14 protein-coding genes and 2 pseudogenes are annotated in these 15,530 nt (G+C 48.3%); 14 read left to right on the forward strand and 2 right to left on the reverse strand.

The annotated features are described in order from the left end of the window. Positions 1-150: 150 nt before the first annotated feature. From EBB54_RS04475 to EBB54_RS04535, 12 genes and pseudogenes are all read left to right on the forward strand, one after another. Positions 151-696, forward strand: coding sequence for an ATP-binding protein (locus tag EBB54_RS04475; protein ID WP_243127522.1), 546 nt, complete (start codon positions 151-153; stop codon positions 694-696). Beyond that, positions 693-887 (forward strand): hypothetical protein, encoded by a 195-nt coding sequence (locus EBB54_RS04480; RefSeq protein WP_004069438.1) that lies wholly within the window; start codon positions 693-695, stop codon positions 885-887. The genes EBB54_RS04475 and EBB54_RS04480 overlap by 4 nt, the downstream gene beginning before the upstream one ends. Continuing rightward, positions 874-1,257: a hypothetical protein gene (locus EBB54_RS31000; RefSeq protein ID WP_125126528.1), complete on the forward strand. Its 384-nt coding sequence runs from the start codon at positions 874-876 to the stop codon at positions 1,255-1,257. Before EBB54_RS04480 ends, EBB54_RS31000 begins: the two co-directional genes overlap by 14 nt. A 108-nt stretch (positions 1,258-1,365) precedes the next feature. Continuing rightward, positions 1,366-1,971 (forward strand): annotated as a pseudogene (locus EBB54_RS04490) (tyrosine-type recombinase/integrase); the annotation flags it as partial. Continuing rightward, positions 1,931-2,248 (forward strand): restriction endonuclease subunit S, encoded by a 318-nt coding sequence (locus EBB54_RS32440; RefSeq protein ID WP_243127524.1) that lies wholly within the window; start codon positions 1,931-1,933, stop codon positions 2,246-2,248. The pseudogene EBB54_RS04490 and the gene EBB54_RS32440, both read left to right, overlap by 41 nt. Next, a complete protein-coding gene (locus EBB54_RS04500; protein ID WP_125126529.1) occupies positions 2,227-2,448 on the forward strand; it encodes a DUF7723 family protein in 222 nt (73 codons plus the stop codon). The genes EBB54_RS32440 and EBB54_RS04500 overlap by 22 nt, the downstream gene beginning before the upstream one ends. 285 nt (positions 2,449-2,733) lie before the next feature. After that, positions 2,734-2,904, forward strand: a pseudogene (locus EBB54_RS04510) (type I restriction enzyme subunit R domain-containing protein); the annotation flags it as partial. Between the two features lie 265 nt (positions 2,905-3,169). Further along, entirely contained in the window at positions 3,170-4,726 is a 1,557-nt protein-coding gene (locus tag EBB54_RS04515; RefSeq protein ID WP_125126531.1) for a DUF5605 domain-containing protein, read from the forward strand. A gap of 132 nt (positions 4,727-4,858) precedes the next feature. Beyond that, entirely contained in the window at positions 4,859-6,247 is a 1,389-nt protein-coding gene (locus EBB54_RS04520) for an MFS transporter (RefSeq protein ID WP_162307085.1), read from the forward strand. Between the two features lie 141 nt (positions 6,248-6,388). Then, positions 6,389-7,738 carry a glycoside hydrolase family 1 protein gene (locus EBB54_RS04525; protein WP_125126533.1) on the forward strand — a complete coding sequence of 450 codons (1,350 nt, stop codon included), beginning with the start codon at positions 6,389-6,391 and terminating at the stop codon, positions 7,736-7,738. Between the two features lie 94 nt (positions 7,739-7,832). After that, a complete protein-coding gene (locus EBB54_RS04530; RefSeq protein WP_125126534.1) occupies positions 7,833-8,678 on the forward strand; it encodes a sugar phosphate isomerase/epimerase family protein in 846 nt (281 codons plus the stop codon). 28 nt (positions 8,679-8,706) lie between these two features. Beyond that, on the forward strand, positions 8,707-9,129 hold the full coding sequence (locus EBB54_RS04535) for a DUF3237 domain-containing protein (RefSeq protein ID WP_125126535.1): 423 nt from the start codon (positions 8,707-8,709) through the stop codon (positions 9,127-9,129). A 5-nt stretch (positions 9,130-9,134) separates the two neighbouring features. Here EBB54_RS04535 and EBB54_RS04540 read toward each other — a convergent pair whose 3' ends face one another. Next, positions 9,135-10,463, reverse strand: a complete 1,329-nt coding sequence (locus EBB54_RS04540; RefSeq protein ID WP_125126536.1) for a helix-turn-helix transcriptional regulator — start codon at positions 10,461-10,463, stop codon at positions 9,135-9,137. 298 nt (positions 10,464-10,761) lie between these two features. Between EBB54_RS04540 and EBB54_RS04545 the strand changes: the two genes are divergently transcribed. Continuing rightward, complete coding sequence (locus EBB54_RS04545) at positions 10,762-11,649, forward strand: alpha/beta hydrolase (protein ID WP_125126537.1); 888 nt, start codon at positions 10,762-10,764, stop codon at positions 11,647-11,649. Between the two features lie 156 nt (positions 11,650-11,805). Next, positions 11,806-14,265: an alpha-L-rhamnosidase-related protein gene (locus tag EBB54_RS04550; protein WP_125126538.1), complete on the forward strand. Its 2,460-nt coding sequence runs from the start codon at positions 11,806-11,808 to the stop codon at positions 14,263-14,265. 76 nt (positions 14,266-14,341) lie between these two features. Here the strand turns inward: EBB54_RS04550 and EBB54_RS04555 are convergent, their stop codons facing one another. Then, complete coding sequence (locus EBB54_RS04555) at positions 14,342-15,409, reverse strand: helix-turn-helix domain-containing protein (protein WP_125126539.1); 1,068 nt, start codon at positions 15,407-15,409, stop codon at positions 14,342-14,344. Between the last annotated feature and the right edge of the window lie 121 nt (positions 15,410-15,530).

Consider the following 15,530-nt stretch of genomic DNA (forward strand, 5'->3'; position numbering starts at 1 on the left):
CGGGAATGTGGCACTGTGTGATGAGCGTTTTTATTTAAAATCAGGTACACAGGCTAAATTAGAGTTCAACTTGGCGGCATAGGGGATTCGAAAGCTTGCATTACTATGGTTGCTAATTAAAAATGGGACTTTGGGAGGTTCTGAGCTTTTTTGGATGAACCGGAGGCTAATATCAATCCAAAATATATTCCGGTTTTGGCAGAATTGCTGATTATGTTGGAAAGTGAAGGCGTTCAGGTATTTGTGTCCACACATGATTATTTCCTGGCAAGGTATATTGAAGTAAAACGCGGAGCGGACATTGATGTTCAGTATATTTCCCTGTATAAAGAGGAGGACAATACCGTGATGTGGGAAACGGCAGAGGAATTTGAACTGCTGAAGCAAAACTCGATTATGGATACATTCAGTCAGCTTTGCAGAGAAGAGATTTGGGGGATTGATGTGGCTTTTCTGAATGAACAACTTGCCGGAAAGTACAAGCTGACATGCCGAGAGGGAAAGAACGATAATTTACTTCAACAAGCAATCGCTTTATATGAGCATCTGCTTGATGAGTCAGACTGGCCAACAGTTACAATTCTTGATATTGCTGAAAAAGTAGCTATGGGACCTTTCGGCTCTAATATAAAGGTTTCTACATTTGCTCCAGCAGGTATTCCTATTACAAGATTCAGAATGGAGATTAACGAATGACGATTCTAAATGAATTAGATTCCACTTGTGGACTCTCTGACGAGGAGTTAACGGTAAGATTCAGGGAATCTATAAGGATTGATAATGAGGTTAGAAAAATAAAGGGTTTGCCTATTGCAGGATATGACGATAAAACTCAGAAGGCGTACCTTGAATATCCGGACGGGAGGCGCGAATATGTCGGGAAATGATGTGGTATGGCTTCCAGAAGTCATTGTATTTGCCGGTCTAAATGGAAGCGGCAAATCAACAATCACCCGAATGGCAAAGATTGGAGGTGAGTATATCAATGCAGATATCAATGTTGCAAGAGTGAATGCAAGAGAAGCGCTGGGAGGGCATGGCGTTCCGGAAGAAAAAATTAGATCCAGATATGATAAAGCGCTGGCGCTGATTCCAAAGTTCGTTGAGATTTGCGATATCCTGCACATATATGATAATACGCAGGAACCGTTCAGAATATTTAAGAAACGCAAAGACGTATATTATCGTTGGAGTAATCAATATTGGAGTAATGATGATATCAAAAAATTAAGTGGAATTGCAGAATATGCGAATTAATTAATAGATATTATAGAAGTTATTTGCTGTTCTATACCTCTCTGTGAGTGGCGGGAGTCAAAGCTTGGGACTGCCACTTCGTAGCCTTTCTCTAAAAAACGAAGGAGGAAAGACATTGAGGGTTGTTCTGAGAAATCCTTAAAGTATTATCGAACAACGATAGAAGCGATGCTTGCAACCATTGGAAAAGGAGTTTTGCATATCAAGACAGAAGATTTGAGGGAATATCTGACAAATTACCAGGAAGAAAAGAAATCCAGCAAGGTAACGATCGATAACATTCGGAGAATCTTGTCAAGTTTTTTTACTTGGCTGGAGGATGAGGATTATATATTAAAAAGCCCTGTACGAAGGATACATAAGGTTAAGGCTGCTACGGTAGTAAAGGAGACATATTCTGATGAGGAAATAGAAGTCATGAGGGATGGCTGCGATAATCCAAGAGATTTAGCTTTAATTGATATGCTTGCATCGACAGGGATGCGTGTTGGGGAATTAGTTCTTTTGAATCGGGAGGATATAAATTTTGAAGAGCGGGAATGTGTAGTCTTTGGTAAAGACAGCAAAGAGCGCATCGTTTACTTTGATGCGGGAACAAAGATACATTTGCAGGAATATCTTGAAGGACGAACAGATGATAACGAGGCGCTGTTTGTTTCGTTAAAGGCCACTTATGACAGGTTGCAGATTGGCGGTATTGAGGTTAGGCTTAGGAATCATCACGCTCATATCGTCCAAGGAAATAAACTTTGTGATACTCGCTATCTATGCTATTTTATTGAATAGCATAGATTTATCTGGTTATATTACTGGATCAGCTCAACCCAAGTTAAGTCAATCTAATTTGAATGCGATTACGTTGTTTCTTCCAGAAATTAATGTGCAAAGAAAGATTGTAGAATATCTTTATATGCTTGATAAGAAGATTACCGTCAATCAACTGATAAACAGAAATGAAAGTAGGTATATATGCTTAATATTAAAACAATAGCAGATGATGCAGACATTATTGTAAATGGATATGCATTTAATCGTTATGAGAATGGCTATCGTGTGCTAAATTTACACCGGAGTGATAAGGCGGCAGTATTTTCTCAGGAAGGTGAGGTGCTTGAGACAAGCATGGATGATATTGAACTCAGCATTGTAAGTGATTATTTAAGAGAAAATAGAAAATACATGGAGGATTAAGATGCCAAAATACTATGAATTTAAAGTGGCAGGATACTATTTGTATTTTCATCATTTTGTGTTGTTGAATGTATACATGCGCATGCAAGCGATCAAAAACTTACGGAAGCTGGTTCCGCGAAATTTTTTGTGAAGGATAATGGAGATTCAGTTTTACAGAATCGGGGGAGATTGAAGGACAGGGAAATCAGAAAAATATAAGATTTTATAAAACAGCATTATAAAGAAATGTATAAGAAATGGTCTGACTACAGTCAAGAGGGATTTTATGAATATAAATAGAAATTGACGGAGAATAACAAAGATCCGGAAGAGTGGCGCAGTGTAATTGGAAATAAGCATCATAAGGATGAATTAGCAAAAAAATTTAAAGATAATGACAGTCCTTTGAAAATTGCGATTGTTGTAGATATGTGGCTGACTGGATTTGATGTTCCATCCATGGCAACCATGTATGGAGAATGGACATAATAAAAACAAAAAAGACAAAATGCGGATATCCGTTTTTGTCTTTTTTTGTTACCTTATATGCAGAAAAGCACAGGAGGATAAAGGAAATGTTATCAGAATGTTATTACGGAGTGGGGGGATCCCTGATCCAGTGGGAAGGAGAGACCGGCGTACTACAAGGCTGGCGCGCCGGAAATAACTGATGGACGTGTGGGGAGACCTGCGGTTTTATGAGGTCTGACAGTACAATAGAGGAAGGAGACAGGATAATATGGAAACAATCGAGAAATATGGGATCTTTGAATATACTGTAAAAGGAGTGCCGTCTTCTGCCCCGACGGAAGGGGCCGCCACATTCCGGAATGGGGAAACCGTGCGGCAGGTGCATGCCTTTCTGACAGGGGCAGGGGAATATAGAATCCGCTTCATGCCGGAAGAAGAGGGGCTGTGGAATTATCAGATTTCTATCTGCGGCAGGGAGCAGGAAGGAACCCTCCAATGCGTGCCGAATACCGGAGAGAATCATGGAAAAGTCATGGCTGACGGAGATTGCTTCCGGTATACGGACGGCGAAACCTATATCCCCTTTGGAACCACCTGTTATGCCTGGATCCATCAGACAGAGGAGCTGCAGGAGCAGACCATAAAAAGCCTGTCAGAATCTCCGTTTAATAAAATCCGGATGTGTGTGTTCCCAAAATCCATGCCCTATAATAACAACAACCCGGACTGCTACCCATTTTTGAAAAAGGAAGACGGAGCCTGGGATGTAAACCGTCCCGATCTGGTATTCTGGGAAAAGCTGGACAAAAGAATCATGCAGCTTGGAGAATTGGGGATCGAGGCAGACCTGATCCTGTTCCATCCATACGACCGTTGGGGCTTTGCGGAACTGAGCCAGGAGGACTCTTTGACATATCTGGAATATTGCGTTGCCCGCCTGGCTGCGTATCGGAATATTTGGTGGAGCTTGGCAAATGAATACGAGATGTTGTTTCGGAAGTCGGCGGAGGACTGGGACGCGTATGGAGAAATGCTGCAGGAGCAGGATATTTACGGGCATCTGATTTCCGTACACAATATATTCGCGCCCTATCCGAAACGGAAATGGATGACCCACTGCTCCATCCAGTACCAGGCTTCTGATCTTGACAAGGTGCTGAGATGGAGGCAGGAATATCAGATTCCTGTGGTCATCGACGAGTGCGGCTATGAGGGGGATCTGCCCTTTAACTGGGGAAGTTTGACGGCATTTGAGATGGTACACAGGTTCTGGTGGGTCATGCTGCGAGGCGGCTTCTGCACGCATGGCGAGACATTCCACAGGGAGGACGAGATACTCTGGTGGGCAAAGGGCGGCAGGCTTTATGGGGAGAGCGCGCCGAGGATTGCGTTTTTAAAAGCGCTTCTTTACAGTCTGCCCGGGAAGCGGCATTTGGCGGAAATGGACGGGAAAAATCCCAATGAAGCAGACACAAAGGATACAGAAGAAGACAGCCTGCGCCCGTTTTTGAACCGGCTTGCGGACGCTCCGGAGGAAGCCAGGGAAACATTTATGGCCGTAGTCCGCCCGCTCCGGCTGGAAGGGGAGACGTGGTATCTGGAATATTTCAACCGGAACCGTCCGGTATATGCAGACCTTCACCTGGCTAAGAACCGAAAATATAGAGCCGAGGTGATCGACATCTGGAATATGACCAGGGAAATGATCGGGGAGGATCTCAGCGGAGATGTGAGAGTCAGTCTGCCTGCGAAAGAAGGGACAGCGATTCTGGTGACAGAATTATCGAAAACAGGGCAAGATAAATACAAAAAAACAAAAATATAGATATATCAGAAACCTGAGATTGTGTAAGATATACTCAGCAAGAACGTATACGAAGATTGTAAAAACCGGGACTGCGGCCGAGATCCCGGAAAGAGAAACATGGAATCCAAAAAGGAGAAGAGGAGAAAAGAAATGGCAAGAGAATTAGGAAAAGATAAAGACGGTATACAAAAAGTCATGCGCGCGCCGGATTACGCGTCGGACGCATTGGGGCAGATCGCGCTGAATTCGATTAGCTGCCTTGCGGGTCAGATGACCTTCTTCTATACGAATAAGATGGGGATGGCGGCAGCCACAGTCGGCACGGTACTTCTGATCGCAAAAATTTTCGACGCGATCACAGACCTGTTCATGGGAAAAATCGTGGATAAGACCCATACAAAATACGGAAAAGCAAGACCCTGGCTGCTTCGGATGGTCATTCCGTCGATGATCGCGATCGTAGCGTTGTTTACCGTTCCAAAAGGCGCAGGCAATTTCCAGTACATTTATGCATTGCTCACCAATATTTTTGCGTCCGCGATCTGTTATACGGCGATCGCTGTTCCATATTACACCATGATGGCGTATAAGACCAAGAGCAGCGAAGAAAAAGGCAAGATGGGTACATTCCGTTCCGCAGTCGGATATGCCATCGGCGTAGGTCTCGGGATCGGCCTGATTCCAATTACTACGGCTTTGGGGGACGACCAGGGGGCATGGATCAAATTCGCGGTAATTTTGGCGATCCTTTCAGGCGTGGGTCTTTTCATTACATTCAAAGGCTCTAAGGAACGTTTTGCGGAAGAGGGGGAAGAGCAGGCGAAGGAAAACGAAGTCTCGATTCTTAAGGGACTGGGTATGCTGGTGAAAAATCCATACTGGATCAAGATCACCGTATTCGGGGTATGTATGAATGTGATGTACGCCATGATCATGGCCGCTCCGATTTATTATGCGCAGTGCATCGTAGGGGATATGGGATTCTACAGCACAATCAATACGATCAATCTGATTCCTTCTATTATCGGATTTTTGACCGTGGGAATCCTGATCAACAAATTCGGCCTGGCCAGGACTGCAAAATATGCAAGCATCATCGGCATCGCCGGCAGTGCTGTAAGATGTATTTTCCCGTCAAGCGTTCCGGTTACATTGATCTTTGGCTCTGTTGTCATGTATGCGACCATTCCTTTGATCTCCGTACTTCCGGCTATGGTATTGAATACTTCGGAAGTGAACATGAAGAATTTCGGCGTCCGCATCACAGGAATGACCAATGCCTCCAACAGCTTTGTGGGCAAGATCGGAAACGGCCTCGGCGGTTCCGCCATCGGCTGGGTACTGGCAGCAGGCGGTTTCGATGCGGTAGCGGCAGGCGGAGAGATTACAAAGGGTGTTACCACGGCAGTTTACGCACTGAATATTTATATCCCGCTGGCAATGTTTGTCATCATGCTCATTATCCTGGCAAAATATGATCTGGAAGATAAGATGCAGGCTCTGGCTGCAGAAAATGAAGCGAAAGCGGCAAGTAAATAAAATTCCAGCTGTGCGGTTGGATCAAATTATAAAAAAATGTCCTGCAAATATGTTTCACAGGGCATTTTTTTGACAAACACAGTAATACCCGTCAGCCTGTGAAAATAGACTTTGGCAGGGAGTACAGAAGGAGGACAAAAAATGAGATATGAATTTCCTGAGAATTTTGTATGGGGTACGGCAACAGCGGCAGCACAAGTGGAAGGCGCGCCCTTTGAGGGCGGAAGAGGGCCTTCCATCTGGGATGTATTTTCAAGGATTCCGGGCAGCATCAAGCATGGGGATGTCCCGGATGTATGCTGTGACTCTTATCACCGATATGAAACCGATGTGGAAAAACTTAAGGAGCTGGGGGTAAAGTCGTACCGCTTTTCTTTTTCCTGGTCTCGGATTATCCCGAATGGTACAGGGGAGATCAATCAGGCAGGAATCGCTTATTATAAGAAATTGATCGCCAGCCTGAAAGCGGCGGGAATCATGCCAAATGCGACTATGTATCACTGGGATCTCCCCTATGCGCTGCAGACTATGGGCGGTTTTGGAAACCGGGAGATTGTCAAATGGTTTATACATTATGCGGAGGTACTTCTGGACAATTTCGGAGAAGATGTGGATCTGTGGGTGACCTTCAATGAACCTATTGCGGTCTATGTAGGACACGCAATGGGCTGGTTTGCCCCCGGACTGCAAAATGAAGCTTATGCCCGGAAGTGCCTGCATCATCTGCTCATCTGCCACGGTGAAGCTGTGAAATTGTTTCGAAAGAGGAAGCTGAAAAATGCCCGCATCGGAATCGTGGTAGATGTGTGGAAGCATTATCCGGCCCGGGAAGGAAATCCGGCTGACGAAGCATCTGTTTTGTACAACAATGAGATCGCAGGTTACGGGATGTTTTTAAATCCATTGTTCTTGGGACAGTATTCGGATGTGCATATGAAGTATATGAAGAAGCATGATATGGTTCCGGACATCTGGGAAGGGGACATGGAAACGATCTGCCAGAAACTGGACTTCTACGGATTGAATTTCTATAACGGTTTGTTTGACAACGCAGATGAAGATACAAAAAGGAACAGAGAGCAGACCCAGACAGGAGGAAATTATCAGGAACGGCCGGAGGTTCACACCGAGATGCTGTATGATGTGCTTCATATGCTGGTGGAAAAATACCACATAGATATTCCCATTTATATTACGGAAAACGGTCTTGCGGTAGATGAGGGTGAAAGTCTGGAAGACACGCTGGATGACCAGGAGCGGATCGACTATATGAAAAGCGTTTTAATTCCGCTTCATCGTGCGATGCAGGAGGGGATTGATGTGAGGGGTTACTATGCATGGTCTCTGATGGATAATTTTGAATGGTCGGCGGGATTTGACGCACGGTACGGACTGTATTATACGGACTATGAGACGATGGAGCGGCTACCGAAAAAAAGTGCGCTCTGGTACGCAGAAGTTATACGCAATCATGGGTTTGAAGAGGAGTAAAGAGAGGAATAGAATATAATTTTCATAAAGAATAAAACAAAATGAATAGTCATGACAGCAGCAGTTACAGAATAAAAAAACAAAGGAGACTATTATGCAGATTGGGATTAATACCTATGGACTTTCTAAATATATGATAAAAGATTTTAACGGAACCCTGGAGCAATTAAAAAGAACCGGGATATCGTCAATTGAACCAATGGTTATTTTTGCTGAAAACGAAAAGAGCGAAGAAGCACTTCAGGCATATCAGGAGGCCGAAAAGATGCAGATGACAGGAGGCGCGTGGCCGAAATGGATGGCGGGAGAAAAAATACAGGCTGTCCGTGATGCGGGACTGCAAATCCGCAGCGTACATATGTATGGCCCCGGTTGGAAACAGCCTTTACTGGATCAGGCAGTTGTATTTGCAAAGGAACAGAAGATTCTATATTATGTGCTTAGCCTGAATGAAAGCTCTATCGAAAAGGTAAAAGAAGAAATTCCAGGGATTTTGGAAGCCGCAAAAGTGCTGAAAGAGAACGGAGTGGAACTGCTCATACATAATCACGAAACGGAATTGCAGGACGATCAGGGAACGTGTGTCCTGGAGGTCTTATTGGAAGAAATACCGGAGCTTCGGCTTGAACTTGATGTGGGCTGGGTGAAATATGCTGGAAAGAATTGTTCAGAAATCATGCGGAAGTATAAAGATAGAGTGCGGATGATTCATTTCAAAGATATTTCCGAGGGTGCATCTCCCAAAAACAGAAATGCTTGTTTTACCGCAATTGGTGAAGGCTGCATTCCTCTGGCTGAGATTATAAAAGAGTCTAAGGATATGAAGTTGGATGAGTTTGGGTATGTAATTGATCAGGATCATTCATCAGGAGATATGATGAGGGATATATGTGTTGGAGTCCGGAATATAACAGGCTGTTCAAAGGCAAGTAAAGATTGAGAATACAGAATGAAACGAGAGGTTCATCATGGAAAAATTAATCATGAAAATTCAGGTTTTTGGGGAAGGTACCCCGTCAGACCTGCAGAGTCCATATGGATGTGTGACATTTGTGCCGTTTACGGCAAAGGTGGAATCGGAGCTGTTTACCGGGGAGACGCTTCCGGGAGCGGTGGATGTGCAGGTGGAAACGCCGGACCATGTCCGCAATATGTGTGCGAAATACATGTTTCAGGGAAAAGATTTCCAGGGCAATGACTGTAAGCTGTATGTTGAAAATAACGGATATCTGCAGCCGATGAACCGGCAGGACCCGCATTTCAATGCGGTTCCCCGGTTCCTGACAGACAGCCCGGCGCTGGGAGCATACCTCTGCCGGCAGCGGTTCCGCTCCGAAGTGCAGGGGATGGACTGGGGAGTGGAGATCCGGATCTTTGATGTGCTGGCATAAAAGTATCAGCGAAAGCTGCTGTTCTGATGTTTTTCCCGATACTGCCCGGGAGTCATCCCCGTATACCTTTTGAACGTATTGCCGAAATAACTCTGGGACGGAAACCCCACATAATCTCCGATCCTGGCAATGGATTCATCGGAGTATTTTAAGAGATTTGCGGCCCGTTCCACCCGGAACCGGGAGATGTATTCCTGCAGCCGGATTTTCATTTCCCTGGAAAAGATTCTGGAAAGATAGGTGGGGCTGATATGGAGATGGTCCGCAATATCGTCCAGAAGGATTTTTTCCCGGTAATGCTGGCAGACATATTCGCAGCACTGCTGGACATAACCGCTGCATGCGCGGCGCTCTTTCTGCGCCGCCACCCGTTCGCAAAAATTCCGGACCGCCTGGTTGCGGCATGCGATGAGGGCCGGTACATCCATGCACGTATCGCTTTTCTGCAGATAGTAATCGCTGAGTTTATACGCTTCCCCCGGGGATACCCCTCCATCGATGGCGGCCCTGGAGGCCAGCGCCACGGAAACGGTGACCAGCTTTCTCCACTGCATGATCCGGTTCTGCGACATCTGCCCAAGCTGCTGGTCGAGCCGCATATTCAGGTGCAGCGCTTCCTCTGCGCGGCCTTCCCGGACATAATTCAGTAAAGCCTGCTCATCGGAATATGTATGGTGGGCGCTTTCCTCTTCCTCCTGCCGCAGGGAGAATTGAACCTGGTCCGCTGCCAGGCCGGCGCTGATCCCTGCATCCAGATGATTCTTGCGGATGATCTCTTCCTCATCGGTGCGTTTTCCAAGCACCATGGCCGCAATCTGGACCATGCTGATGAAGCGCGCGAAGGATAACACAGGCGGATGCTTTTCCGTGACGGAACTGTCAGCGTAAGTGCGGTAATACTGATGCAGTTCGAGAACGTCCATGGAGTGCAGTGCCGCGGGACCGATTAAAAACCAGGCCGGCGAACCGGATTTTTGGCTGGGATCTTCTGCCGCCGAAGGGAACGTCTGATGGGCCCCTCCTGCCGGAGAAATTACATCCCCATGAATCCCACCAGCAGAGGATTCGCCGGCTGCGATTTCCGAATTATAAACGGAATCGTCCTCCCAGAGGATGGCGGCGAACAGGACGTCGTGGGCATCCCGGATCAGGGCCGGAAGCTGGGGATGCTTTGCTGTCATTTCGATCAGACGGTCTCTCAGCGCCGTATTTTCCCGAAGCGGATTAAAGCCTGTGTGTGTATGAAGATCCCAAAACTGCCCATGTGAGTAGCAGGTAATCTCCACCCGCCCCAGCTCACTGAGCTTATCCAGAAAAAATTCAAAGTTCCGCATGGTTTATCCTCCTTGCTGCTGTTCAGTATACCCAAGGGCACCCCATCATGGCCATACGGCCGTTTCACAAAGTATACCCAAGGGCACCCCATCATGGCCATACGGCCGTTTCATAGAGTATACCCAAGGGCACCCCGTTATGGCCATTCGGCCGTTTCATAGAGTATAAATTTTCTGACTGAACTTGTCAATATTTTGCAAAGAAAGACAAGATAAAAACAGTGTGCGGTGATTTCGTGTGTTATATTGAGGATACAGAAACCCAAAGACGGAAAAATACGGAAGGAGTACAAAAAATATGATCAGCAGACAGGCACAGGAATTGATGAACATGCTCCGCGAGGGCAAGGAAGCATCCAAAGGGCAGTCTTTATCGCCCGAGGAAACAGTAAAACTCAGAGAAAAACTGAATACGCAGATGAACAATACGCCGCTGCCGGAAGGCATCCAAATCAAGGATATCCATGAGGGCGGCGTCATGGGGGAATTTCACCATAACCTGACCCCGGGAAAAAGCGGGGATAAGATCGTCTTGTTTATTTTCGGCGGCGGTTTTGAGACCGGGTCCGTGATTTCCAGAAGAAACTGCTGCAGCCAGGTGGCGCTTGCAGCCGGAATGGACGCATTTGCGGTGAGCTACCGGCAGTGGCCGGAGGCCATGTATCCGGCGGCGCTTGAAGATTGTACAGCGGCCTTCCACTGGCTGGAAAAGAAAGGCTACCGCCCGGAAAATATCCGCATTTTCGGGGAATCGGCGGGAGCAAACCTGACAATCGCAACCACCATGTATCTCAACGATCACGGGCAGGCGCTGCCGGGCAGGATCTGTCCGTTCAGCCCGGTTATAGACGTGACCAACTCTCTGCCGTCGAGGATCTCCAGGAACGGCCGGGACCCGATGGTGCAGGGAGACGCGGCAAGCAGGTTTTTTACGAAGGAGGATGAGAAGCAGCCTTATGCTTCCCCGATCCGGGGCAGCTTTCAGGGGTTCCCGCCCGTGATGGTCCATGTGGGCACGGAGGAGGTATTGTTTGACGACAGTATGGAACTCAAACGGCTCTGTGAGGAGGCCGGCGTGGATATCACCGTCAGGGTGTGGGAAGGAATGTTCCACAGCTTCTGCATTTTTTCGCTGCCGGAGACGGAGGAGGCTATGAAAGAGATCGGCGCGTTTCTGCGCGGGTGAGGATTTTGCAGAGCAATGCAGCAGGGCCGGCCGGGAAAAATCCGGGCAGTATCAGGATATTCTTTGGAAGGCAGGCTTTCTGCCTGCCCGGCAGACGGGACTGCGGCCTGATGTTTTGAACAGTTACAAAAACATAGAATAGACAGGAGCAAGGTTATGTGGAAGGAAGCAAGCTGGCTTGGGGTTCCAAGAGCAGAAATTGAGGAGAAAAAGATTTATCAGGGGGATATGAACGGCCGGTTCGCCCTTTACCGGCTGAAAATAGAGTTGGATGAGCCTGGAGAGCTGGTCATGGATATTTCCGCAAATTCCAGATACAGGCTTTGGATCAACGCAGAGCCGGTGCTTTCCGGCCCATGCCGCAGCAGCGCGTACAGGCATTATTATGATAGGGTGGATGTGAGCCGATATCTGCGGGCGGGCGTCAATGTATTTGCGGTGCAGGTGCTTCTGTGCGACGGTATGTATACAAACGGCTGGCTGGGAGACCGGCGTCTCCCCCTGTTCAGCGTGGAAGCGCCGCCGGCAGGGCATCGACTGGCGGTGGAAGGCGTTGTCCGGGACAGATCTGGCTCCCCTGCGGCGGATGTGACCACAGGCCGGGCCGGATGGAAGGTCTGGCTGGATCATACATGGTATCTGGTGAGCGAGCCTGGGATCAACGACAATATGGGGGCATTGACGGAGCACATTGATTTTACAAAAACATGCTCCGACTGGAAAAGCATTTCCTTCGACGATACACGCTGGAAGGAATGCGAAAAGCTGGAACAGGCGGCGCCGGGTATGGAAAGCCTGTACGGACTGCAGAAAACCCTTGCCCTGGAAGAGCGCCCCATCCCGCTTCTCTATGAGACGCCCGGAGAGCTGTCCGGGGAATTGGGCAGACCTGTGATGGGGGGAGCGGAGTCAGTCACCATCGGGCCCAACGAACACCAGACCATTTTATTTGCAGGCGATACATTATTGAACGGATATTTCCGGTATCAGATGTCGGGAGGCGCGGGGGCAGAGCTTACATTCACGTATTTTGAAAAATTTACGAAGAAGGCGGAAACGCTCCCACGGGATGATTCCGAAAACGTAGAAACCGGGCGGGCGGAGGTGTTCCGCCGGGATGATTTTGAAAACGTAGAAACCGGGCGGGCGGAGGTGTTCCGTAGGGACGACTTTGAAAACGGAGAGATCGGGGACAACGGGCAGAAGGACAGGATCATTGCCGACGGATCGGATCTGACTTACGAGCCCTTCTGGTACCGCACTATGCGGTTTCTCCAGGTGGAGATCCAAACCCGGGAGGAGGAGCTTGTGTTTTACCGCCCCCGGTATCTTGCCACAGGATACCCGCTGCATCCGGAGTCCTATATCCGCTCCGGCGCTTCCTGGGTGGAGCAGGTGTATACCATGTGTGTCCGTACCCTCCAGGCATGTATGACGGATGCCTACATGGACTGTCCGTTCTGGGAGCAAATGCAGTATCCCATGGATACCAGGCTTCAGGCATTGTTTACCTATGCGTGCAGCAGGGATACCGCCCTGGCCAGGAAGGCGCTTTTGGATTTTCACGACTCCATGCTGCCTATGGGGCTGATCCAGGGGCACGCCCCTTCCAACCCGAAACAGGTCATCAGCACATTTTCGCTCCATTATATTTTTATGCTGCTGGAATATTATAAGCGGACGGGAGACGCCGCGCTGCTAAGGCAGTATCGGTCAGATGTGGACGCGATACTGGAATATTACGACAGGCATGTGGGCGGCCAGGGGCTGGTAGAAAATCTGGGATACTGGGATTTTGTAGACTGGCAGGAGAACTGGAAGGGCAGCCAGGGCCGTCCCGGGGCTGCGGCTGCCGGCCCCTCCACGATCATCAACCTGATGTATGGAAAGGCCCTTCTGGACGGCGCCGAAATCTGCGGAATTACCGGGAGGCCGGGGATGGCAAAGGAGTACCGAAAACGGCAGAAGCAGATCGCGGATCGGATTCAGGCTTTGTGCTGGGACAAAGACAGAAATATGTACCGGGAGGGGCCGTCCTATCCGGAATTTACGCAGCATGCGCAGAGCTGGGCGGTGCTGTGCAGACTGGCCGAGGGCCGGGAGGCAGCCGGGCTTCTGCGCAGGACTTTTGAAGAGCCGGATGTACTGCAGTGCGGTTTTTCCACCTGCTTCGAATTGTTCCGGGCCTGTGAAACAGCAGGCTGCTATGAGCTGACCCGCAGCCGGATGGAGTGGTGGATTCATCTGCTGGACGAGCACTGCGTGACCTGCCCCGAGACTCCGGTGGATTCCCGGAGCGAATGCCACGGCTGGAGCGCGCTTCCGATGTATGAGCTGCTTAACGTGATTGCAGGAATCCGCAGGGAAACCGGCAATCCGAAGGCAGTGACGGTGCGGCCCCACATGGGAAATCTCCCTGATCTGGAAGGCGCGGCTGCGACGGAATACGGCAGCATTGAATTTCGGTATTCCCGCCTGGACGGATGTACACGCTATGAAATCTCCCTCCCCGAAGGGATGACCGGAACATGGCTGGGGGCTGACGGGGAACTTACGGAATTGAAGGCCGGGAAAAATATATTTTATGAAAAGAACGGCAGTCAAAATATAGATTGAAGGACAGGATACTCTTAGAGTATCCAACCGCCCAGCTGGAAATCTTTCCACTCACCGCACCCGGGGATCATCTGTTTCAAGATGGCCCCCGGCTTTTTTTCTGTCGGTATTCCTTCGGTGTCAGGCCGAATTTTTCCCGGAAAATCGCATAGAAATGGCTGCGGTTGGTAAAGCCGAGCCGCTGCATGATATCAGAGATGCTCATGTCAGTGTACGCCAAAAGGCGGGCGGATTCTTTCAGGGAGAAGTTCCGCCCGTATTTTAATAAGGACATGCCGGTACGTTTTTTGACGATCTTATTCATATAATCCGGATCGTAGTGCAGCTCTGCGGCCAGATCCTGGCGGCTGATGCAGCCGTTTGTCTGCGTCAAAAGCTCCTGGATACGCAGGAACAGATATTCTTCCTTGTCGCTTGGCAGCGTGAACTTTTGCAAGGCGTACTGTCCGGGATCAAGCAGAATCGAACAAATCCGGGAAACCAGACCGGAAACAAGGGGCAGCAGGCCGGGACGGCGTTCTGCGGTTTCCCGGATGATGGTTCCGAATATTTGTTCAAATTCGGAAACGGCAGCATCCGGAGAGCCTGCCGGTATAAAATCCCAATACTGCTTCTGTGCCGCATTCCCGGTCTGGCATGTTTTCCGAACCAGGTCGTAAATCGGGTTTTCCTGTGAGATGACATGTCCGGTTTCATCATAATGTATATCGGAACGGATGAGATTGAGGAAAAAGTCATTTGAGACAGCGAGAAACATCAGCTCCGCATTCTCCTGGGCAATCTCTACGTGGCGGATATTCTGGTTGACCAGGCAGCACTGCCCTTCCTGATACGTATAGGTCTTTCCTTCGATTTTCTGTATGATGCGTCCATGGATGACAAACATAAACTCAAAAAACTCATGTTGGTGCATAGAACGGTTCCTTACAAAGTCGGACTTCATACGGGATGTGTTGGTTTTGGAAAAGCCCGGGGCAATCAAGGAGTAAAATATTTCGTCATGGTCCAGGTCATAATTCATATAAATCAGCATATAGGGGCCGTTCATCCTGTACTGTTCCGCATAAAAGCTTGCCCGTTTATCTATGTGGAGCTCGGTCAGCGAGAGGTTCTTTTTTAAATGGGATTCATTTGTAGGATTCATAGAAATCTCCTTGTCAATCCATAATCGGTATCGTTTGTCTGCGTCTTATTGTATCTGTTTTGTAAAAAAATGAAAAGTGAAATGAATTTAGAATACGGATTTTGCATTCTTTTTTGTCCTG

The organism is Schaedlerella arabinosiphila (assembly GCF_003885045.1).
GTDB classification, from domain to species: domain Bacteria; phylum Bacillota; class Clostridia; order Lachnospirales; family Lachnospiraceae; genus Schaedlerella; species Schaedlerella arabinosiphila.